Annotated in this window: 24 protein-coding genes, 3 riboswitches and 1 other annotated feature; of the genes, 5 read left to right on the forward strand and 19 right to left on the reverse strand. The window is 35.8% G+C overall.

From position 1 onward, the window contains the following. Nucleotides 1-37 precede the first annotated feature (37 nt). Complete coding sequence (locus tag ACFWDE_RS04900) at nt 38-460, forward strand: GNAT family N-acetyltransferase (RefSeq protein WP_002149464.1); 423 nt, start codon at nt 38-40, stop codon at nt 458-460. 68 nt (nt 461-528) lie between these two features. Here the strand turns inward: ACFWDE_RS04900 and ACFWDE_RS04905 are convergent, their stop codons facing one another. The 3 genes from ACFWDE_RS04905 to gltP form a co-directional block, all read right to left on the reverse strand. Then, on the reverse strand, nt 529-1,845 hold the full coding sequence (locus ACFWDE_RS04905; RefSeq protein ID WP_377890467.1) for a Na+/H+ antiporter NhaC family protein: 1,317 nt from the start codon (nt 1,843-1,845) through the stop codon (nt 529-531). A 94-nt stretch (nt 1,846-1,939) separates the two neighbouring features. Beyond that, nucleotides 1,940-2,045: riboswitch (SAM riboswitch) on the reverse strand. A gap of 120 nt (nt 2,046-2,165) precedes the next feature. Continuing rightward, nucleotides 2,166-2,684, reverse strand: a complete 519-nt coding sequence (locus ACFWDE_RS04910; protein WP_377890469.1) for a ribonuclease FAU-1 family protein — start codon at nt 2,682-2,684, stop codon at nt 2,166-2,168. Between the two features lie 68 nt (nt 2,685-2,752). After that, nucleotides 2,753-4,027 carry a glutamate/aspartate:proton symporter GltP gene (gene gltP, locus ACFWDE_RS04915; RefSeq protein ID WP_377890471.1) on the reverse strand — a complete coding sequence of 425 codons (1,275 nt, stop codon included), beginning with the start codon at nt 4,025-4,027 and terminating at the stop codon, nt 2,753-2,755. A 494-nt stretch (nt 4,028-4,521) separates the two neighbouring features. Here gltP and ACFWDE_RS04920 point away from each other — a divergent pair, with 494 nt between their 5' ends. After that, the gene (locus ACFWDE_RS04920; protein ID WP_377890473.1) at nt 4,522-5,796 is read left to right on the forward strand and encodes a murein hydrolase activator EnvC family protein; all 1,275 of its coding nucleotides are present in this window, start codon (nt 4,522-4,524) and stop codon (nt 5,794-5,796) included. Nucleotides 5,797-5,897: 101 nt separating this feature from the next. Continuing rightward, entirely contained in the window at nt 5,898-6,059 is a 162-nt protein-coding gene (locus ACFWDE_RS04925) for a hypothetical protein (RefSeq protein ID WP_002158647.1), read from the forward strand. Nucleotides 6,060-6,089: 30 nt separating this feature from the next. Here ACFWDE_RS04925 and ACFWDE_RS04930 read toward each other — a convergent pair whose 3' ends face one another. The 12 genes from ACFWDE_RS04930 to ACFWDE_RS04985 all read right to left on the reverse strand — a co-directional run bounded on the left by ACFWDE_RS04930 (nt 6,090) and on the right by ACFWDE_RS04985 (nt 17,104). Then, entirely contained in the window at nt 6,090-7,445 is a 1,356-nt protein-coding gene (locus ACFWDE_RS04930) for a sodium-dependent transporter (RefSeq protein WP_002168809.1), read from the reverse strand. 111 nt (nt 7,446-7,556) lie between these two features. Then, nucleotides 7,557-7,804, reverse strand: a binding site (T-box leader). Between the two features lie 61 nt (nt 7,805-7,865). Beyond that, nucleotides 7,866-8,483 carry an NAD(P)-binding protein gene (locus tag ACFWDE_RS04935; RefSeq protein WP_377890475.1) on the reverse strand — a complete coding sequence of 206 codons (618 nt, stop codon included), beginning with the start codon at nt 8,481-8,483 and terminating at the stop codon, nt 7,866-7,868. After that, entirely contained in the window at nt 8,458-9,210 is a 753-nt protein-coding gene (locus ACFWDE_RS04940; protein WP_377890477.1) for a sirohydrochlorin chelatase, read from the reverse strand. Before ACFWDE_RS04940 ends, ACFWDE_RS04935 begins: the two co-directional genes overlap by 26 nt. 1 nt (nt 9,211) lies before the next feature. Next, nucleotides 9,212-9,988: a uroporphyrinogen-III C-methyltransferase gene (gene cobA / locus ACFWDE_RS04945; protein WP_377890479.1), complete on the reverse strand. Its 777-nt coding sequence runs from the start codon at nt 9,986-9,988 to the stop codon at nt 9,212-9,214. Nucleotides 9,989-10,074: 86 nt separating this feature from the next. Further along, complete coding sequence (locus ACFWDE_RS04950; RefSeq protein ID WP_002149479.1) at nt 10,075-10,275, reverse strand: DUF3906 family protein; 201 nt, start codon at nt 10,273-10,275, stop codon at nt 10,075-10,077. Between the two features lie 10 nt (nt 10,276-10,285). Beyond that, on the reverse strand, nt 10,286-11,908 hold the full coding sequence (locus ACFWDE_RS04955; protein WP_377890481.1) for a nitrite/sulfite reductase: 1,623 nt from the start codon (nt 11,906-11,908) through the stop codon (nt 10,286-10,288). A 12-nt stretch (nt 11,909-11,920) separates the two neighbouring features. Further along, nucleotides 11,921-12,514: an adenylyl-sulfate kinase gene (gene cysC / locus ACFWDE_RS04960; RefSeq protein ID WP_377890483.1), complete on the reverse strand. Its 594-nt coding sequence runs from the start codon at nt 12,512-12,514 to the stop codon at nt 11,921-11,923. 12 nt (nt 12,515-12,526) lie between these two features. Next, nucleotides 12,527-13,663 carry a sulfate adenylyltransferase gene (gene sat / locus ACFWDE_RS04965; RefSeq protein ID WP_377890485.1) on the reverse strand — a complete coding sequence of 379 codons (1,137 nt, stop codon included), beginning with the start codon at nt 13,661-13,663 and terminating at the stop codon, nt 12,527-12,529. A 39-nt stretch (nt 13,664-13,702) separates the two neighbouring features. Beyond that, nucleotides 13,703-14,407 (reverse strand): phosphoadenylyl-sulfate reductase, encoded by a 705-nt coding sequence (locus tag ACFWDE_RS04970; RefSeq protein WP_377890487.1) that lies wholly within the window; start codon nt 14,405-14,407, stop codon nt 13,703-13,705. A gap of 87 nt (nt 14,408-14,494) precedes the next feature. Continuing rightward, nucleotides 14,495-14,638, reverse strand: coding sequence for a YezD family protein (locus ACFWDE_RS04975; RefSeq protein WP_002149491.1), 144 nt, complete (start codon nt 14,636-14,638; stop codon nt 14,495-14,497). Nucleotides 14,639-14,710: 72 nt separating this feature from the next. Next, a riboswitch (SAM riboswitch) is annotated at nt 14,711-14,819 on the reverse strand. A 121-nt stretch (nt 14,820-14,940) separates the two neighbouring features. After that, nucleotides 14,941-16,257 (reverse strand): diaminopimelate decarboxylase, encoded by a 1,317-nt coding sequence (lysA, locus tag ACFWDE_RS04980; RefSeq protein ID WP_377890489.1) that lies wholly within the window; start codon nt 16,255-16,257, stop codon nt 14,941-14,943. A gap of 180 nt (nt 16,258-16,437) precedes the next feature. Further along, nucleotides 16,438-16,619, reverse strand: a riboswitch (Lysine riboswitch). Between the two features lie 89 nt (nt 16,620-16,708). Continuing rightward, the gene (locus ACFWDE_RS04985) at nt 16,709-17,104 is read right to left on the reverse strand and encodes a DUF3888 domain-containing protein (RefSeq protein ID WP_199672541.1); all 396 of its coding nucleotides are present in this window, start codon (nt 17,102-17,104) and stop codon (nt 16,709-16,711) included. 253 nt (nt 17,105-17,357) lie between these two features. Here ACFWDE_RS04985 and ACFWDE_RS04990 point away from each other — a divergent pair, with 253 nt between their 5' ends. Further along, entirely contained in the window at nt 17,358-19,244 is a 1,887-nt protein-coding gene (locus ACFWDE_RS04990; protein WP_377890491.1) for an LTA synthase family protein, read from the forward strand. A gap of 165 nt (nt 19,245-19,409) precedes the next feature. After that, nucleotides 19,410-20,111 (forward strand): CDP-diacylglycerol--serine O-phosphatidyltransferase, encoded by a 702-nt coding sequence (gene pssA, locus ACFWDE_RS04995; protein WP_002149497.1) that lies wholly within the window; start codon nt 19,410-19,412, stop codon nt 20,109-20,111. A gap of 113 nt (nt 20,112-20,224) precedes the next feature. Here pssA and ACFWDE_RS05000 read toward each other — a convergent pair whose 3' ends face one another. The 4 genes from ACFWDE_RS05000 to hisE all read right to left on the reverse strand — a co-directional run bounded on the left by ACFWDE_RS05000 (nt 20,225) and on the right by hisE (nt 22,932). After that, on the reverse strand, nt 20,225-21,196 hold the full coding sequence (locus tag ACFWDE_RS05000; RefSeq protein WP_377890493.1) for a 2-hydroxyacid dehydrogenase family protein: 972 nt from the start codon (nt 21,194-21,196) through the stop codon (nt 20,225-20,227). Between the two features lie 147 nt (nt 21,197-21,343). Further along, the gene (locus ACFWDE_RS05005) at nt 21,344-21,508 is read right to left on the reverse strand and encodes a YozQ family protein (RefSeq protein ID WP_002149501.1); all 165 of its coding nucleotides are present in this window, start codon (nt 21,506-21,508) and stop codon (nt 21,344-21,346) included. Between the two features lie 68 nt (nt 21,509-21,576). Beyond that, the gene (locus ACFWDE_RS05010; protein ID WP_377890495.1) at nt 21,577-22,596 is read right to left on the reverse strand and encodes a histidinol phosphate phosphatase domain-containing protein; all 1,020 of its coding nucleotides are present in this window, start codon (nt 22,594-22,596) and stop codon (nt 21,577-21,579) included. 12 nt (nt 22,597-22,608) lie between these two features. After that, nucleotides 22,609-22,932, reverse strand: coding sequence for a phosphoribosyl-ATP diphosphatase (gene hisE, locus ACFWDE_RS05015; protein WP_377890497.1), 324 nt, complete (start codon nt 22,930-22,932; stop codon nt 22,609-22,611).

Below are 22,932 nucleotides of genomic sequence, written 5' to 3' on the forward strand. Positions count from 1 at the left end.
AATCAGAAAGCTATATTTAAATTAAAGGGGATATATCATGAATTTACACATTACGAAAGAAATCAATACCGCCGCTAAAAACTATATAAACAATCAGCTTTATGAATATAATTTAAAGCACTTTCCATCTGATTTAAGAGACAGATACTTAGAGATTCATTTATTTCTTAAAGATGAAAATGGTAAAATACGCGGGGGGATATTAGGTGAAGTCTGTTGGAATTGGTTAGAGATTCACTCTTTTATCATGGATGAAGATATACGTGCATTAGGGTATGGAACTAAACTGTTATTAGAAGTAGAAAAAATCGCTTTAGAAAGAAATTGTGATTTTATAAAAGTTGACACTTTAAGCTTTCAAGCATTAGATTTCTATAAAAAATACGGTTATAAAGAGTATGGTATCCTCGATAACGTAGGAAGAGATTATAAGCACTACTATTTGAAAAAGGATTTATAAATAATAAAAAACGCTCAGAGAATGTTCTCCGAGCGTTTTCAACTGCTAATAATAAATGTCTCTTTATGTTATGCAGTTTTATGATATTGCTTTTTTTCAGTTACCTTCGAAAACCTTGGAAACCCAATTAGAATCGACATGATACCACATACTCCAACTAAAATCGGATAAAACGCATATGGTAACAGCTCAATTGGAGATAATGCGGCGAACCCTGCCGCTGTTAACATTTGTGCACCGTACGGAATTAATCCTTGTATACAGCAAGAGAATAAATCTAGTACACTCGCTGATTTTCGTGGATCAATTTCATATTCATCTGCAATATTTTTCGCAAGCGGACCTGTAAAAATGATAGATATTGTATTATTTGCTGTACACATATTCGTCATACTCACTAAGCCAGCAATACCGAACTCTGCTCCTTTTTTCGAACGAATATTACGCGTTAAAAGATTCATTAAATATTGAATACCACCATTATATTGGATCAGTTCGACCATACCACCGATTAAAATGGCAAGTAATACTAACTCCATCATACCGCCCATTCCAGTCGTTACACTTTTAAAGAAACTCTCCAACGTGTAACTTCCATCTATAAGACCGATAGCGCCAGATAATACAGTTCCACCAGTTAACACAATAAGTACATTCCAGCCAAGTAGCGCGGTAATAAGTACTCCTGCATACGGTAAAATCTTTATCCAGTCAAAACTATGGGCTTTAACTTGTGTATCACTTCCTAAAGTAATTATTACTAATAGCACAATTGTAATAATAGCGGCTGGTAATACAATTAAAAAGTTCGTTTTAAACTTATCTTTCATTTCTGTTCCTTGTGAACGAACAGCAGCAATTGTTGTATCTGAAATAAATGATAAATTATCACCAAACATCGCTCCGCCCACAACAGTAGCCATCGCAAGTGCAATTGAGATATCAGTTTGCCCACTAATACCTACAGCAATTGGTGCTAGTGCTGCAATTGTTCCCATTGAAGTTCCCATCGCTAATGAAATAAATGCCCCTATAACAAAAATTCCAGCAACGATAAATCCTGGTGGCAAAATAGATAACGCTAAATTAACAGTTGAATCAACTCCGCCCATTCCTTTTGCTGTTTCAGAAAACGCCCCTGCAAGTACAAAAATTAATACCATAATCATAATATCCGGATTTCCTGCACCTTTAGCAAATCGTTCTACTTTCACATTAAAGCTTTCTTTACGATTCATCACTAAAGCAATTCCTACAGCAATTGAAATTGCTACAAGTATCGGCAATTTATAGAAATCACCTGTAATAATTCCAGAACCAATAAATAGCGCCAAAAATATTCCAAGTGGTAATAACGCTAAACCATTTCCTCTCGTTTCTTTCAAAGTATCATCTCTCCCTAGTTTTCAACCTTTTCTAGTGAATAACAAAAGACCTCTTCCGATGAGAAGAGGTCTTATACATCTATAAGAAACACTCTTCTCATCTTTCAAGCACATGCTTGCTGGATTTGGCACAGCACTCTGAAATCGAGTCCGCTGCCGAGGCATCGTAGGGCCAGTCCCTCCGCCTCTCTTTATAAGAAGGTTTCATATTTATTTTTTAATAATAATTTCTTTCCTAACTTTACTCGCTTACAAAACAAAAGTCAATTATTTTTTGTATAGATTTTTTTGGTAATTATACAAAAATATGAATAAACCAATCATTTTAACTTTTTGATTTCTTTATCCAATATTGAGATCCAATAAAATTTTCTGTTTTTTATCGTCGCGATAATCCATTTTGTTGTATTCCATGCTAACTCATATTCTTCCTTTGTAACATCACCAATTTTATAGGCATCCTCTAACTCATCTTCATCCAATACATAAATCTCACCGTTTGGTAACAATACGACATCTAAATATAAATCATCAAAATAAGGTAAACCACGCTCGTCTATTTTATATTCTTTCGTCACATCGATATAATATTGCACTAATTTTTGCTGATCATCTAACATAGCTGTAATTGCAAAGTTTTTGCCGTTTATAAAATATTGCATCCATGTATACCCATCACCTGCAATGCAAAGATTTTTACCGTTGTATTCTTTATGACTAGGTTCTCTCACCTTTTTTATGTCCAGTATTCCTAACATTCCATCCTCTACTTGCTTAACCCTATAATCCTTCTCTATTAGTCGCTTCCACGAAGAACCGTCACCATATTTACGTTTCATTACGCCCGCTCCTCTTCTATATATAGAAAAGCCCCCACATATTATGTGAGAGCTTGTTCATATTATAATTAAGCTGCTTGACCCTTTTCAGATATCTCTTTTAAATAGGCTTGTCCTTTTTCAGCGTCATATTGACCTTCCCACTTAGACATAACTACAGCCGCTAAAGAGTTACCTACAACGTTAACTGCTGTACGAGCCATATCAAGAATACGGTCAATACCTGCAATAAACGCTAAACCTTCAGCTGGAATACCTACTGTACCAAGTGTTGCTAATAATACAACGAATGATACGCCCGGTACACCCGCGATACCTTTTGATGTAACCATTAATACAAGTAATAACGTAATTTGTTGTGTAATGGATAATTCAATACCGTACATTTGCGCTAAGAAAATTGCCGCAATTGCTTGATATAACGTTGATCCATCTAAGTTAAATGAATAACCTGTTGGAATAACGAAAGATGTAATTGCTTTCGGACAACCGAATTTCTCCATTTTCTCCATAATTTTCGGTAAAACCGTTTCTGAACTTGCTGTAGAATACGCTAAGATCAGCTCGTCTTTTAAAATCTTAAAGAATTGGAAAATGTTTATTCCAAAGATTTTCGCTGTAAGTCCTAATACAACTACAACGAAGAATATCATTGCCCCATATACTACAATGAGTAATTTCCCTAATGGAATTAATGAAGCTAATCCGAATGTAGAAACTGTAACACCAATTAATGCAAATACACCAAATGGTGCAAATTTCATAACTTGGTTCGTTACATAAAACATTGCGTCAGCTACACCTTGGAAAAATTGTAGAACTGGTTTACCACGCTCACCAATCGCTGCTACACCTAAACCAAATAATACTGAGAAGAAGATAATAGCAAGCATATCACCTTCAGCTAATGATTTCATAATGTTCGTCGGAACAATATTTACAAACGTATCCGCAAACGAATGACTTTGCACTTGAGCTGTTGTTTCTGTATATTTAGAAATATCAGTCTTTGTTAATTTATCCATATCAACGCCTTTTCCAGGTTGGAAAATGTTCGCTATTAATAGACCAACAGCAATTGCAATCGTTGTAATAATTTCAAAGTAAAGAATTGTTTTTCCGCCTAGTCGGCCTAACTTCTTAACATCGCCAACACCAGCAACCCCAACAACAATACTTGCTACAACAATCGGTACAACGATCATCTTAATTAATCGGATGAAAATATCACCAATTGGTTGTAAGTAACTCACCACTTCCGGATTGCCAAAGAAAATCGCCCCAACTGCAATACCAAGCGCAAGTCCTATTAAAATTTGCCATGCAAGTCCTATTCTTTTCATATTTGTTGTAACCCCCTCTTCGATGTGTCACTCTATCTCTCATTCTATTTCTATAAAACATGAAATTAAGAGTATTACATATTATTCGACAATTCACTACATTTTGTCCCTGTTAAAAATCATAAATCAAAATTTAAAATCTGACAACAAAATAAGTTTGCCCGAATGCAAATAATTTTCTTGACAAAAATAAAACCCATGTAAGAAAACCTAACATGAGAACGATCCCTCACTAGTGATTTAAAGGTTTTTAAAGTAATGTTTCACCATCGAAAACTCCATCATTTCCCATGTTTTTTTTAGAACAAAATAGAAAATGGTGCATTTTTGTATGCATGCAAAAATTTCACTTTATGACAAACACTACGAAAAGATACTAAATTCCGACAAAACTTAGCAAATTTATAAAGTTTTCTTTACATTATGATTACAACGATAGACACCCTTCTTCTTCTTATGATATATACATTCATAGGGAAAGGAGCAAGACAACAATGAAAAAGAAATTTGCAGCATTTAGTGTTTTAGCAGCTGGAACGATTTTCGTTTCCCCGTTACTTTCACCCGTATACGCTGAAACGAATGAAAATAAATTATCTAATATTCAATCCGAATTAGAAGGCAAACAAAATGACTTACAAAATAAATCAGCTGAGAAAGAACAAATAGAAAAAGAAATCCAGGAATTACAAAAAAAAATCGACGAATTAACTACTTCTATTAATAAAAACGAAGCTGAATTAAACGATACAAAAAAAGAAATTAGCAAAACGCAGCAAGCAATTGCTGAAAAAAAGAAACATATAGAGCAATTACAAACAAACATAGATACACGTCAAGAGGTTATTAAACAACGACTACAATCTATGCAAGAGAAGCCTCGTACGAGTATCATTACAGAAGTATTAACAAGTTCTGCAAATATCGCTGATCTTGTTGATAATATGTATTCTGTAAGTTTAATTTTAAATAACGATACCGATATTGTGAAAAAGCAAACAGATGATCAACATGCTGTAACGACAGAAAAAGAGGCTGTTGAGAAAAAAGAGCAACAACTGAAAGAATCTGAACAAAAATTAGAGCAAAAACAACAAGAGTTACAAAATAACCAACAACAGCAACAAACTCTTATTAAAGATCTACATACGAAAGTATCAAAAGTAGATTCCGAGATTGAAGGATTAGAAGAGTCACAAGGTATTTTAGAAAACCAGCGTCAAGCTGTTCAAAAAGCAATTGAAGAAGAAAAACGTGCGGAAGAAGCTCGGAAAGCGGAAGAGGCACGCAAGGCTGAGGAAGCAAAAAAACAAGCCGCCGCTTCTGCTAAAGAAAGCACACAATCCGCACCAACACCGCAAGATACGAACAAAGGTGGATTTATTAAACCAGCGGCTGGATCAAAAACTTCTGGATTCGGCACACGTTCTTTAGATAACCATAAAGGAATCGATATCGCAGCTCCGGGAACAGTTCCAATTATTGCCGCTGCAGATGGCGTTGTTATCCGTTCAGAATTATCCTCTAGTTACGGAAACGTTGTTTACTTATCTCACCGTGTTAACGGAAAAACATATACGACAGTGTATGCACATATGAGTAGCCGCTCTGTATCCAATGGACAAACTGTAAAACAAGGCGACCAACTTGGCTTTATGGGAAATACCGGTCAATCTTACGGACAACATTTACACTTCGAACTTCATATTGGAGAATGGAATGTTGGTAAGACAAACGCAGTTGATCCGTCTCCTTATATCGGATTATAAAAAAACTCGGTGCATACCGAGTTTTTTTACTACCATTTCACACTTTGTAGGCATTTTACATAAACTACAACTAAATGCCTATATTTTGCGGGGTGATTAATATGAATACACAATTACAAGAAGAAATAGAAGAAGCTAGAGAAACATACATCGGCCGATTATTTACATTCGGCGGCTCAGCGTTATTTTTAATTGGATCATTTATCGCAGTTGTCACAGCTTATAAAGCATATAATCGCTTATTAAATACTTCTACAACATAATAAAAAGACGGAGAAATCTCCGTCTTTTTATTATGCAAACATTTTAAATACGCCTACCGCATTTAAAAATACGATAATTACAGTTACCGGAATAACATAACGAAGTAAGAAGAACCAAATGTTAAATAATGTTTTCCCTTTCGTTTCCGTAACTTCTAATTCTTTCATTAATAACTCTTTACTCATTTTATTTGGTACGAATAGCGAAATGGCTAGTACTCCGAGTGGCAGTAACACATTACTTACCGAAAAATCGACAAAATCAAAGAATGTCTTACCAAATATTTTCACATCACTCATAATTCCAAACGATAACGCTGATGGAATTCCAACTGCAAAAATAAGAATACCAATTAATAACGAAGCTGACGGACGCTTCTTCTCATTATCTTTCGCAACAGATGCTACTACAATTTCAAGCATTGAAATCGCAGATGTTAAAGTCGCAAAGAAGAATAAAACTAAAAACATAATGAAGAAAAATTGTCCAAATGGAATTTTCGCAAAGACAGCAGGAAGAACGATAAACAGTAGCCCTGGTCCTTCTGTCGGTTTAACTCCTAATGCGAAAATCGCCGGAAAAATCGCTAATCCTGCAAGTACTGTAACAAATACAGTTAAACTTACAATAGATGTTGCTGATTTAGCTAAATGCTCTTCTTTCTTTAAATACGAACTATACGTTACCATTACCGAGGCACCTACCGTTAGTGAGAAGAAAGATTGTCCCATCGCATATAAAATCGTATCTGCTGTAAGCTTTGAAAAATCTGGTTTTAAGAAGAACTCTACCCCAGCCATAGCACCATCAAGTGTTAACGCACGAATAATGATAGCAATAAATAAAATGAATAATAGCGGCATCATGTACTTACTTGCCTTTTCTATGCCTTTTTCCACACCTTTACTAACAACAAAAATGGTACAAAGCATAAAAATGAATTGCGCCCCAATCGCACTTACTGGATTTGCAATTGTTTCAGCAAACAATTGCCCATAATCGACTACTCCGTTCCAGAAACTACCTGTGACACTATAGTATAAATAAAGTAAAATCCATCCACCTACAACACTATAAAAAGATAGTACGCTAAAACAAGTAACAACCCCCATACGACCAATCCAAGGATATAACTTGCTATTTGGTACTAATACTTTATAAGCTGTAACTGCCTCTTTTTGAGTACTACGGCCAATAACAAATTCAGCTACAAGAAGAGGCATACCAATAAATAAAGTTAATAGTAAGAATACAAGGAAGAACGCGCCTCCCCCTCCATTACCTGCAACATATGGAAACTTCCATATTGCCCCAAGACCTACTGCGGCTCCCGCTGCTGCGAGTACAAAGCCTATTTTCGACGTCCATTGCTGTGTTTCTTTCATTATAATTTCTCCTTTTCTGAATATTTAAACTTTTACCAATTATACACTTTCATTTCATACTCGCACACCTCCTTTAGAAAATAAAAAAGTCCCCTACACGCAAATATGCATGTAGAGGACGATATATGTAATATAAATACCGTGGTACCACCTCAATTGGATTGATAAATCCCACTTGTTCAAGTACAGGAAAATTCCGATACTCTATCCTTTTAACGGCGGAACCCGGGTTGCCTACTGCAATGTTCAGCATACCTCTCGCAAGCCCATTCTGTATATTTTATCGTACCGGGCTCACACCTTACCCCAGCTCTCTGAACGCCTCAAATATACGTACTCTTCTTGCTCATCGATTTCATCTATTGAAGTTACTTGTGATTATAAATTATATTCTTATAGTTGTAAAGCACAATTTATTCATTATCCTATATGAACCTTTCTCTCTAATTCTTGTAAAAACAATTCTCTTTTTTCTCCATTTAGAACATATACTGACTTTAATACTTCTTGTAATAATATATTTCTCTGCCGCTTATCTACTTGTAATTCTTTCACTTTTATTCTTACTTCATATAAAAAATTAAGATACGCTTCATATGTCTCATCATATTTATTTGCGATATCATCACGAATTTTTTTTGCAAGTTTCGGACTTGCCCCTCCAGTAGAAACAGCTACATTAAGTAGTCCACGATGAATTGCCGCCGGAAAATGAACATTTCCACTTTCCGGATTCGTAATAACATTTACCAATTGATTCACTGCGGCATCTTCAGCAATTTGTTCATTTAGTATCGAATCGCTAGTCGCTGCAACTACTAAAAAAGCATCTTTAATATCACTTTTCTCATACTCTCTTTGATACCAACGAATTTGCTTTTCTTCTACAAGTTTCACTAAATTCGCATCTAATTCTGTACTTACCACAACTATATCCGCACCTTGTTTTAGTAAAGGAATAATTTTAAACCCTGCTACTTTCCCTCCACCAATGACAACAACACGTTTCTTATCAACTCGCACTGTAAGTGGATACATATTGATCCCCCTTCAATATTTCCTCTGTTTTCTGAATTAACATCTCTCGAAACGCTACATTCTTTCCTAAATATGGACTTATTTTTATCTCTTCCGACTCATATTGACGCACTTCTTTCTCAACATGTTTCATGAGTAAACCTGTAAATAATAAGTAAGGTAACACAACAATGTTCCGTTCTTTTTGTTCTACAATTTCTTTCAACTTCTCATCAAACTTCGGCTCCGCGGCTGCTAAATAACAAACTTCCACCTCTTTAATGTTCTCTTCTTTTTGAAATAAAGAAGAAATCCACTTTATGTCTTGTAAAGTTTCCGGATCACTACTCCCTCTTGCAACAAGCAAAAGTGTTACTTCTTCTTCATAGTCTTTAATGCCACTTCCGTTATATACCGCTTTTACAAGCACTTCTGATACACCAAATGGATTACCATACACTATTTTGATATCCGGATATTCTTCGTTTAACTTTCGTAATTCAAGCGGAATATCTTTCTTTACATGTCCTGCTGCTAATAAAAAAACAGGAATAGCGACAATCTCTGTAGCACCACGCTTCACACATGCACGAAATCCTTCTTCAATAGAAGGACTCGCTAGCTCTAAAAAACAAACTTCTTGAATATTTGCCTCTACACGGTTCATACATGACGTAATAAATGCAACCGCTTCTTCTTTTGCTGCTTTCAAACGGCTTCCATGACATATATACAAGACAGCCTTCATTTTACAATACTCCGCTTACTGGATATGCATTTTCCGCTTGTTTCTCAAACCAATGTATCTTTTCTCTAAAACGGACAACTTCTCCAATAACAATCATACTCGGATTTTGAATTCGTTCTTTTTTGGCAACATCTACAATTGTTCCTAACGTCGCTGTAACAGTACGCTGCATAGATGTCGTTCCCCACTCAATGATAGCGGCAGGTGCACTTTGATCTTTTCCGTGTTTTATTAGTTGTTCACATATGTAAGGTAAATTACTAACCCCCATATAGACCGCTAATGTATCTACACCTTTCGCTAAACTTTCCCACTTCACTTCCTCTTCAGCCCCTTCTTTCCGGTGCCCTGTCACAACAGCAAAACTTGCACTTGCATCGCGATGCGTTACTGGAATTCCAGCATAAGCAGGAGCAGCTATCCCAGCTGAAATACCAGGAATAATTTCAAATGGGATACTTTGCTTCGCTAACGCTTCAGCTTCTTCTCCACCTCTTCCAAATACAAATGGATCTCCGCCCTTAAGCCTCGTTACAACTTTTCCTTTTTTCGCATATTTAATAAGAAATGTGTTAATTGTCTCTTGCTTCATCGTGTGATAATTTGGGAGTTTCCCGCAATAAATTAAATCCGCTTCAGGCTTTGCATAAGAGAGCAATTCTTTATTTACGAGACGATCGTACAAAATAACATCGGCCTTCTCGATGCATCTCAACCCTTTAACAGTAATTAAATCCGGATCACCAGGACCCGCTCCAACGATATAAACCTTCCCCATCATCTCTCCTCATTTCTACTATTAAAGTGAAACTTCCATCCTTTTATATGAATGGAAGTTAGAATACTTTCGTATTACAATGTTGTTTACTCATGAACAACAAATGCCGCACCTTTTCGAATCTTCTTTTTTTCAAACAAAGAAATCTCCTTTACTTCTGGCAACGGTAAAAAATGCTTTTCAAGCTCAATCTCCGCAAGCTTAAATGCGTGTTCTTCACTTTGAGCAACAACGACTATCGGAACAACACTATTCGCTAATACAGCTTCAAATCGATATAAATCCATATTGTCCCTCCTAAGACGCTATTACTTCTTCTACTACACGATTTAGTACAATTTGTAATTCTTCCACTCCAACACGTCCGACGAAATCATAAAACGTTTCGGCTAGTAATTTATTCTTTTGGAAATAACTTAAAAAGGACACGAGAACATCCGGCAAATCTTCTCCATCTATTTTCCCTTTTAATTTTTCGTTATATGCTCCTCCGTCTAATAGCGTTCCGCCCACATATATTTCAAACGCCTCAACGATTCCCTTTTCCTTTGTTTTCAGTTTCACTCCTTGCAAACCAATATCAGCAATTTGACGTTGACCACAGGAATTCGGGCATCCTACCATATGAATTCGAACTGGTACATCAAGTGCAATTTGTGTATCTAAGTACTCTGCGATTTTGCGTAATCTTTCTTTCGTTTCTACTAACGCAAGATTACAATACTCAATACCAGTACATGAAACCGCATGACCGATAAAGGATTTTGGACTTGCAGAAATTGCTTCAAACAACGGTTCACTTAATAGTCCTTCAATATTTTCTGGCGGAATATTCGGAACAATAAAGTTTTGAGAGTTACAAGTTCGAATTTGCCCGTTTCCATATTTCTTTGCAATGCTTGCAATCTCAAACATTTCCTCTGCATGTAAACGCCCTACCGGTACATTAAAGCCGACATACTTTAATCCTTCTTGTTTTTGATCTTGAACACCATAAAAATATCCTGCATTCCAGCCTTTGAGAGCACTTTCCCCTTTACTTTGCAATGGGCCTGTGTATTCTACTAGTTTCTCTTTAAATTTCTCAGCGCCCCAGTCAGCGATAAGAAATTTCAAACGTGCTAAGTGACGTTTTTCACGATATCCAAAATCACGGAATATAGTAGCAATTGCAATCGATACTGCCTTCACTTCTTCTGGTAGAACGAATACATCTAATTCTTCCGCTAAGTACGGACGAGCTGATAAGCCTCCGCCTACTTTTATATGAAAACCAACTTTTTTCTCACCATCTATTTCTTTCGTAGCAGGTGTAAATGCAACACAGTTAATCTCTGCATTTGCTGAATTATAAATGTTAGAACTAATAGACATTTTAAATTTACGTGGTAGATTAGAAAACTCTTCATTATGTTGGAAATAGTCATATACCTCTTTCACAATATGCGTTGTATCAAACAGTTCATTCGCATCAATTCCAGCAAGTGGATTACCTGTAATATTACGCGTAATATCACCACACGCCCCTGCTGAAGATAATCCAACTCTTGCTAATCTTTTAAAAATATCTGGAATTTGCTGAATTTCTAACCAATGAAACTGAATCGCCTGTCTTGTCGTAATATCTATTACATCGCGTCCATAATCTTCAGCGATAGAAGCAAGCACTTCTGCCTGCACGTTTGTAATAATCCCTGAAGGAATATTTACACGCATCATAAAATAGCCAGCTTCTTTCGGTCTTTGCAAATACAATCCTGCCCATTTAAATGCGTCCCACTCTTCTTTCGGAATAGATTCGAATCCATTTTCTGCGTAGTATGGAATATCACTAAAAATTTCCAAACCATCTTTTTCTAATTTATTTTTCTCAGTCTGATTTAATTTTTCATTATTAGCCCATACTTTTTCATAGCTCATTTTTCAATCCCCCTATATAAAACTACGCTCTTGTAAGTATTTCACGATTTGTTCTGCACATTCTTCAATAGAATACTTGTGCGTTTCTACAATTAATTCCGCTTGTTCTGGTTCCTCATACGGTGAATCAATTCCCGTAAACTCTTTAATATCACCTTTTCTCGCCTTTTTATAAAGTCCTTTCGGATCACGTTTCTCACACTCTTCAATCGGACACTTCACAAAGACTTCAATAAACTCATCTGCCGCTAATAGATCCCTAACTTGTTTTCGATCTACTCGAAATGGTGAAATGAACGCTGTAAGAACAACAGTACCTTGCTCTACAAATAGCTTCGCCACTTCACCAATACGTCTTATATTTTCCATACGATCACTTTCAGAAAAACCTAAGTCTTTATTTAAACCGTGGCGAATATTATCCCCATCTAACACATAATTTCCAATATTCTTTTCAAATAGTTTACGAGCAACCGCATTCGCTACTGTAGATTTACCCGAAGCTGATAAACCAGTAAACCAAATTACAAAACTATGATGCCCATTCTTCACTCTTCTCTCATCTTTTGAAACAGAAGCTGTATGCCAAGTAATATTCGTATCCATGTCGTTCTCTCCCTATTCTGTTACTACTTCTTTTTTCAAACCTTTAATTAGCACTTCCACTACTTCTTTACGACTAAATGTACTTGGCGGAATCTCACCATTTCTTAACATTTCTCTTACTTTTGTACCTGATAAAATGACACGGTCCTCTTTTCCGTGCGGACACGTTTTCGTTGAAGCCATCGCTTCACATCTCGTACAGTAAAAACTATGTTCAAAGAATAGCGGCGTAATCCCTAACTCTTCTACTGTAAAATTCGTAAAGATTTCCTGTGCTTCGTATGTTCCGTAATAGTCTCCTACCCCAGCATGATCACGCCCTACAATAAAGTGGGTACACCCAAAATTCTTTCTTACCAATGCATGAAATATCGCTTCCCTTGGACCTGCATATCGCATCGCTGCAGGAAATACCCCTAAAAAAACACGATCTTTTGGATAGTAATGCTGTAGTAATACTTCATAACTTTCCATCCTTACATCAGCAGGAATGTCATCTGATTTTGTTTCACCAACGAGCGGGTTTAAAAAGAGACCATCTACAATTTCAAGTGCCGACTTTTGAATATACTCATGGGCACGATGTACCGGGTTTCTCGTTTGAAATCCGACTACTGTTTTCCAACCCCGTTTTTTAAATCCTTCTCTCGTTTCAATTGGATCTAAATGATAAGAAGGAAATAGATTATTTTCAAAGCGTTTTATCAGAGTAATCGCTCCTCCAACGTAAACATTTGATCGTTCATATAATTTTTTCACTCCTGGATGAGCCTCATCCGGCGTTTTATATACAAGTAACGCTTCTTTTTCTTTATCTGGCACAAAAATATCTTCTATTTGAATGACACCATATACATTTCCGGCGTTGACAAGTTTTACTTTCTCTCCAACCTGCAGTTTCTCTGCTACTTCTTCTGTTACCGGTAATGTAATCGGTATACTCCATACACTACCATTTGCTAAACGAAGCGTTTCTACTACTGAGTCATAATCTCTCTTCCCTAAAAATCCTGTAAGAGGGCTATATCCTCCTGTCGCCAAAAGTTCTAAATCACTAAGTGCAATTTTGTCTAGCTCGATTCCCTTTACAATGTTCGATATGTCATATGTTTCATCAATGCGATTTACTAATTCATTTGTTGTACTCATCTTTTTATATCCCTTCTTAGCTTTATTTCAAAATCTATCTCATTGAAAGTGAAGTCCACATTCTGTCTTCATTTTCCCAGCCCATCTTCCATCTCTTGAGTCGCCACCATCACCTACAGGTAATGTACATTTCTCACACCCAATACTCGGATAGCCAACATCATGCAATGGGTTATATGGCAAACTATGTTTGTATACATATCGCCAAACTTCTTTCCAAGTCCAATGAATGAGCGGACAAACTTTAATAGATTGAAAACGACGATCTTGATTTATAAACTGTGTATGCTTACGCGTTTCTGATTGTTCCCTTCTAAGGCCTGATATCCACGCTTTTTCGGCTGCTAATGATTTTTCTAGCGGCAAAATTTTTCTTATCTTACAGCAAAGATTCGGATTACTTTCCCATAACTTCTCTCCATGAAGCTTCGCTTGTTCATCAAGTGTAAGTTCTGGCTGTTTTTCTATAATCTTTAATGAAGGAAATCTCTCGCGTACCTTCTTAATTAATTCGTACGTTTCTTGAAAATGAACATTTGTATCTAAAAATACAACTTTAGCAGATGGATTTACTTGGTTTATAAGATGCAATAAAACCATTCCCTCCACCCCAAAGCTACATGCATATACAATTTCATCTTTATACTCTCTATAAGCCCAACTTAATACCGATAACGCACCCTTCGTTTCATCTTCTTCAGAAAATGAAACACTATTTTCTTTCCACGTTTCGTACGTCAACATGTTTTTTCCCCCTGTAAAAGCAAAAAGACGGCTTTAACCTATTAAAAATAGATTAAAACCGCCTCTAGTTTTTCTAGTCAGCGCTTTTTACTTTAAACGGACCTTTTCACTTTTCTCTAATTGAATCACTTTTCCATCTTGCACAACAATTGTAATTGAACCATATTTCATATCAGCAAGCATCGTTTGAATTTTTTCGGACACTTCATCAAAATGTTCCCGTACGCTCACGCAAACAGCCCCCCTTTTTATTCATAAAAAAAATCTTTTCCATTTCGAAAAGACTGTTCGGTAATATATTTTACCTTATCTTTCAAAATGGATTCCATTTTGCTGGATTTAGCACCTTGCTTTCTATAAGCAGGTTGCCGAGCTTCGTAGGGCCAGTTCCCTCAGCTTCTCTTGATAAGCTTTGTATTTGTATTTTATCACAATTCTGATTTTTTTCAATCCTAGTTTTCCGATATATTTTAATTATTTTATTTCACTTTATAAAAAAGGAATTGCCCATCCGTACAACTCCTTTTCCCTATTTAAATAAGCTCTTTAATACGTATGCGATCGTTCCCAATAATATTTTCATATGTTTCACGCTCTACAACAATTTGCGATGTTCCGCCTTTCGCAAAGACGACGGCCGGTCTTCGAATACGATTATAATTATTGGCCATCGAGTACCCATATGCCCCCGTACAAGAAACTGCTAGTAAATCGGAAGAAGCAACTTTCGGTAGATTAATATCCCAAATCAGCATGTCTCCACTCTCACAGCATTTCCCAGCAATCGAAACGAGTTCCTCATTCGCATCATTCCCTCGATTCGCTAGTATCGCTTCATAACGCGCGCTATATAAGGCAGGTCTTAAATTATCTGTCATTCCGCCATCCACTGATACATATTTCCGAATACCAGGAATGTCTTTCACAGATCCGACTGTATAAATTGTCGTTCCAGTATCACCTACAATGCTACGACCTGGTTCAACCCATATTTCTGGCAGCGGATATTCACATACTGTAAATTGTTCTCTCACTGCACTTGTTACAGCTCGCACATATGTCTCAAGAGTTAATGGCGTATCTGACTCTGTGTAGCGTATTCCGAATCCTCCGCCCACATTTAACACTTTTACTACATAATTCATTTGCTCTCTCACTTCTTCTAAAAATTGGCGAAGAACTTCAATTGCTCGAACAAAACCAGCCGTTTCAAATATTTGTGATCCGATGTGCGAGTGAATTCCTAGCACATTATAATTTGATTTTTGCAAGGCAAGCTCAATTGCCTGCATCGCTTGACCATTTGAAACACCAAATCCAAATTTCGAATCTTCTTGACCTGTTGTTATATATTCGTGTGTATGTGCCTCTACTCCAGGCGTTACACGGATTAATATGTTCACAAATTTCCCATGTTGCATTGCTAAATCATGTAAGATTTCTAATTCTAAGAAATTATCTACTACAAAACAACCGATATTCGCCTGAAGAGCCATAATCATTTCTTCTTCTGTTTTATTATTTCCGTGAAAATGAATACGCGATGCCGGAAAACCAGCTTGGAGCGCAGTATATAATTCTCCTCCAGAAACAACATCTAAAGACATATTCTCTTCGCGAGCTACTCGGCACATCTCCATGCACAAGAACGCCTTGCTTGCATATGCTACTTGATAAGAGAAACCACTCTCTTTAAAAGCACGATGAAACGCACGGCATTTCCCTCGAATTGACTCTTCATCGTATACATAAAGTGGTGTTCCGTATTGTTTTGCTAGCTGCGTCGTATCGCACCCTCCAATTTCTAAGTGTCCTTGCCCATTGATTCGGCTTGTGCCGTGTAAATACATTTAAATTCCTCCCTTATTTCCTCTAAAACTCATAACCCCAATCTTCTATTCATTGCAGCACGCTTTTAGATAGACAAAAAACGCGCGGAACAATGTTCACACGCGTTTCTTATTAGGAAAAATATATATTGAAAAAATAAACGAGTTGTTATCTTCTCAAAATAAGAAACCGCATCAACATCTCCAAATAGCTCTCCATAAAATAAATTTTATGACAGTACTACATTTATTCAATGCAGTACCAATATAAGAATAACGTGGTTATTCTTATATTTCGGCAATAGTCCCTTTCAACCTATGATCACAGATTCCACTAAATCTCCCATAGCTTACTCTTTCCTATTGCGGCCTCTACCTTTGAGAGTAGATGAGGTAAGTCTATTTAATTTTCAAACATCTAATTGTTGCTATTAACAATACCAAAGGACCATTTTATTTGTCAAACAATTTTTTATATTGTTTTTTTACAGTTTAATTTCGTATCATTTGGTAAGCGCTTTACTACTATATTTGTCACTTCCCATTCGCCTTCTTCGTTATTAAAAGTAATTGTTACTTTTTCGAATGGTGGAACAATTTTCCCACCAACCTGTTCATACTTCGTCACTTCAATAACCGCTTGAAATAAATATGTGCCACTATACACTTTTTTTAAACGGATGATTTTAGGACATTGATAAGGTTTCAAATTCCCATATTGTTTTTCAATTGCCTTATTTATTTTTGGAAATAAAACAGAATAAAGTGCATCTTCCATAAGGGGTGCATCATATTGCGCTACTGACATACTCGGTGAGGAAAAAAGTATAACACTACTGCATACTATAAAATATAATAATTTTCGCATTATAACCTCCGTTTTATTACTCGATTCTTTCTGCGCACGATAATTATCATACATAGAAACTCCGTTTTATTGTCTCCCACTGCCCTTTTTCTACTCAATTATTATAAAAAAGCCCACAACTCTCTTTTATTTTCGTATAATGATACTCATAGTATAATAAACATAATAACAAAGGACTGTTCGTATATATAAAATGAGGCGCTAATCAAACCGGCTCACAAGAACTGTCCTGCTTTTAGGAGAGGAGTATATTATGCTACAAAATCTGTTTCCAAAACTGCGATTTGCACTAGTTGCAGTCGTTTTATTATGGATTAAAACATATATTGTGTACAAGCTAGCATTTGATATTAAAATTGATAATTTATTTGAAGAATTTATGCTTTTTATTAATCCACTAGCTTCATTACTTTTATTTTTTGGTTTCGCTTTACTTGCATCTAAGTACCGTAACCGAATTATTATTGGAATTAGTTTTATACTGTCATTTATTTTATTTGGAAATGCAATGTTTTACGGGTTCTATAACGATTTTGTTACTTTCCCTGTTTTATTCCAAACAAATAATATGGCTGACTTAGGAACGAGCATTAAAGAGCTCTTTACGTACAAGACATTACTTTTATTTGCAGATGCAATTATTTTAATTTTTATTTCACGTAAATTCCCATCATTTTGTGATACAACGCCACTTTCTCGTTCTGAGAAACGGACTTTCTTTAGTGGTGTAACAGCGCTATTGGCACTGCAAATTGCTGTTTCAGTTATTTATAAACCACAAATGTTCTCACGCTCATTTGATCGTCAAACTGTCGTGAAAAATTTAGGTTTATACACCTATCATCTATTCGATATTACACTTCAATCTAAATCTTCGGCTGAACGTGTATTTGCAAGTGGCGACGGATTCTCCGAAATTAAAAATTATACTGACGCAAAAGATAAGCAAGTTGATAAAAACTTATTCGGATCTGCAAAAGGTAAAAATGTAATTTTAATTTCAATGGAATCCACACAAAGTTTTGTTATTAATAAAAAAATAAATGGAAAAGAGATTACTCCATTTTTAAATCAGTTTATAAAAGATAGTTTTTACTTCGATAACTTCTATCATCAAACGGGACAAGGTAAAACTTCCGATGCTGAATTTATCGTTGAAAACTCACTTTATCCGTTAGACCGTGGTTCTGTATTCTTTACTCATGCAACAAATGAATATACTGCCACACCAGAACAGTTAAAGAAATACGGATATTCTTCCGCTGTCTTCCATTCAAACGATAAAACATTTTGGAATCGTGATGTAATGTATCCTGCACTTGGATATGATCGTTATTTTAATTTAAATGATTACGTAGGCACTGAACAAATGTCTGTCGGTTGGGGATTAAAAGATAAAGAGTTCTTTGAACAATCTATTCCAAAATTAAAATCTTTACCGCAACCGTTCTATACGAAATTTATTACTTTAACAAACCATTTTCCATTTCTTCTAAATCCAGAAGATCAATATGTTGATGAGTTTAATTCGGAAAGCGGTGTTCTAAACCGCTATTTCCCAACGGTTCGCTACACAGATGAAGCTCTCAAATTATTCATTAACCAATTAAAAGAAGAAGGACTATACGACAATTCCGTTATTGTCATTTATGGGGATCACTACGGCATTTCCGAAAACCATAATGCAGCTATGGCTCAGTTCCTTGGGAAAGACGCTATTACACCATTTGATTCTATGCAATTACAGCGCGTCCCCCTCATTATTCATGTACCTGGTCAAGAAGGAAAAGTTGTCTCTAAAGTATCAGGACAAATTGATATTAAACCAACACTACTTCATTTACTTGGTATTAAAACGAATCAATCAGTTGAATTTGGAACTGACTTATTTATAAAAGAAAAAGATCCTCTTATGGTAATGCGCGATGGTAGTTTTGTAACAGAGGATTATGTTTATACAAAAAATATGTGCTACAAAAGAAGCTCAGGTGAAGAGGCAGATGTAGCACTATGCCAGCCATATATTGAAAAAGCAAAAACAGATTTAAAACTCTCCGACAAACTGATTTATGGAGATTTATTACGATTCGATCCTAACAATCGATATAAAACTGGAACGATGACAACGAAATTTGAATAATGAAAGAAGCAACTTTATGAAAAGTTGCTTCTTTTTTACTTACACTTCAAATCTTTCACAAATTGGGAATTTTTTTCGTATGAGAAAGAAATTTATGGTATGATAAAATAAGTAAACTTTCATACACTAATTAAGAATTTATAACAGAAAGCAAGGGATCAGATTTTGTATAGAGCAGCTATTCCAAACTTATTTACGCTCGGAAATTTATACAGCGGATTTTTATCAATCGGCTATGCATCTTTAGGATATTATAAATCAGCTGCTATTTTAGTACTGATCGGGATGATGTTAGACAGTCTTGATGGTCGTGTCGCTCGTTTATTACGCGTTGATTCACAAATGGGAAAAGAGCTTGATTCACTCGCGGATGTTGTAACATTTGGCGCAGCACCTGCTGTTTTAATGTATTACACATCTTTTTCCAACTACGGAATCATTGGACTATACATAGCGGGACTATTCCCTCTGTTCGGAGCATATCGCTTAGCACGATTTAATGTAACACCATCTTCTACTTCTATGAAATATTTCACTGGAGTTCCGATTACTGCAGCAGGAGGGCTTGTCGCTTTCTTAACATTATTTTCACATACCATTCCAAAAATCGTTCTCATTACCGTATTTGTAACGTTCGCATTTTTAATGGTGAGCCGTGTTCGTATCCCAAGTTTAAAAGATGTACCAATTCCACGATATAGCATAATTATTACACTATTTTTAGTTGGAAGTATTATCACAATGTACCAAACAGGTTTTGGTAATTTTTCTGTTTTCTTATTCATTGCCATTCCACTATATATTTTGTATATGCTATCTCAATTCCTTAGACAAAGACCTTCTAAAAAAGCAAATAAAGAAAAATAAAAGAAACCTTCCGAAATTGGAAGGTTTCTTTTTATCTCGCTATTTACGCGTAGCCCGGTTGGCGAGGGCTACTAATCAGTAGAGGATGCCCCTCCACTCATTAAAGTTTCACTTTATTTTGTAACCAATACTTTTTGATTTACAGGTGTTACAGGTTCTTCACCGTTTAATACAGCTAAAATATTTCTTACTGCCATTTCAGCCATCGCATCACGCGTTTCGAATGTTGCATTCCCTACGTGAGGCGCAAGTACCACATTCTTTAATCCTTTTAGCTCTTCTGTAATTTTCGGTTCAAATTCAAATACATCAAGAGCTGCACCTTCAATTTCATTCGTTTTTAGTGCATGAGCAAGTGCAAATTCATGCATAATTGGTCCACGTGAAGCATTTATAATATATGCTGTTTTCTTCATCATTTTAAACTGTTCTTCATCAATCATATGATGTAATTTCGGATTATAAGCACAGTTAATTGTAATAAAGTCCGCTGTTTGTAATAATTCTTCCAAAGTTACATATGTTGCTCCCAGTTCACTTTCAGCTTCAGGCTTACGATTTGGCCCTGTATATAAAATATCCATTCCAAATGCTTTCGCACGCTTTGCAACTGCCCTCCCGATTTCTCCAAGGCCAATAATTCCAATTGTCTTACCGTGCACTTCACGGCCCAAGAAAAATAATGGTGCCCAGCCGTTAAATCCAGTTGTACGACATAACGTATCCCCTTCAGGAATTCTACGTGCCGCTGCTAAAAGAAGTGCAAATGTTAATTCTGCTGTCGCTTCAGTTGATACTTTTGGTGTATTCGATACTACAATTCCTTTTTCTCCTGCATACGTAAAATCAATATTGTCGTAACCAGCACCATAGTTTGCAACAATCTTTAAATGAGGTGCCGCATCAATAACTTCTTTCGTCACCTTTGTAGAAAGTAAGCTTAACAATGCATCTTTATCCTTTACACGCTCTGTTAATTCATCTAAAGAAATTAACTCTTCTTTATCGTACATTTCTACGTCATGATCCTTTAATAGTTCTAATCCGATTTCTGGAATTTTCCCTGCAACTAATATTTTCGCCACTACTAACACCTCTTCTATACAAAATAAGATATCTCTTATATTTCATTGTAAGAAATCCACATGTAAAAACCAAGGAATTTGATTATAGTTTTGAAAATCGACACTTTTTACCCATAAGAAAAGAGGAGATTCATCTCTCCCCTCTTCTTACGCTTTCTCTTGCGATTCTTGCCCAAGCTTTGCATCGATTGTTCCTTCTGCAACTGTATCGCTAATTTGTTCCTCGATAACTGAGTTAGCTGTATTATTCGTTTCAGAAGTATAAGCCTGATCTGCCGCTTGTACCTTTTGTTTATTTTGTTGTTTCGCCATTTTCCACCCTCCTTTTCATTCTTTCTTATTTTGAACAAAAAGGGTCGTTTTCATCAAAAAATCGTGCTTCATTTTGAAATTCCCACTTCTTCCTCAAGCAATCTCATCGTTCTTACTCGTTTCGTAAATGTAGCTATGTGAGAAATATCATGATTGCGTAATGTCTTTATATTTTCTTCCACATATTTTCCTAAATCATTCGGATAATGAGCATCTGAGGATAGAGTAATCGGAACTCCATACTTAGCTAATACTTGTAAATAAAGCGGACTTGGGCACATTTCGCGCACAGGATAGCGATAGTACAATCCCGCATTTACTTCTGTCGCGGTATTCGTTTGTACTAACGCACGCGCAATTTCCTTATAATAAGAAAGCTGTTCATTCTCATCTAACCGGTAATTAAATACTTTTATGTTATCAAGATGAGCTATTATATCAAAGAGCTCAGAACGAACAGCACTTTCAACTGTAGCGAAAAACGTATGATATAAAGTATGTAACTCATGCGTATCAAAATACTCTTTCGTATCTGGATTATCAAATCCCCAACCATCTATAAAATGGACCGAACCGATTACATAATCGAAGTCTCCTAATGCTAGTAAACCTTGTAACTCTTGTTCACCGCCGATAAAATAATCCGCTTCAATTCCAAGTTTGAGCGTTACCCCTCGTTTACTCCATCGCTCTTTTGCTTCTTCAATCGCCTTTGTAAAATCATAAAGAGACGTTACTCTTACTTGATTTAACCATTCTTTTTGTAAACGACCAAGCTTAGAATCACTAATATCTACATACTTTTCATAATATCCTTTCGCTTCATGAAAACGATATAAATGATCGACAATACCAACTTCTTTTATACCTTTTCGCAAAGCCTCTTCTAAATATAAATCAATCCACTTCGCTGTAAATGGACCTTCCTTCACACGTTTTTGCAGGCGTTCTTGTGTTTTCATAAGCCATCCCATTGAATGTTTATCTTCTTTAAGCGGTTCATAATATTGTACTGCATCATTTATTTTAGCAAGCCAGCCTATTGAATATGGTCCTTCCTCTAAATGAAGATGATAATCTACTTTCATCCATATTCCCCCTCATAATGTATCTATTTCTCTTCGGTCCCCTACTCTCGAAAGCTTTCCATTTCTTTCTTTCACTTCTTGCAAGACATCTTCTAATGAAATATTTTTTTCAGCTAATAGAACAAAACAGTGATAAAACACATCAACCATTTCTTTTACTAGTTCTTCTTTATCATTATTTTTAGACGCGATAATTACTTCGGTGCACTCCTCACCAATTTTCTTTAAAATTTTATCTTCACCTTTTGAAAATAAATAATTTGTATATGATTCAGAGAGTGGATTTTTCTTTCGTTCTTCAATTGTTTTAAATAATAACTTAAGGATATCTTCCAT

It is taken from the genome of Bacillus sp. NPDC060175 (genome assembly GCF_042728695.1).
Taxonomy (GTDB): Bacteria; Bacillota; Bacilli; order Bacillales; family Bacillaceae_G; genus Bacillus_A.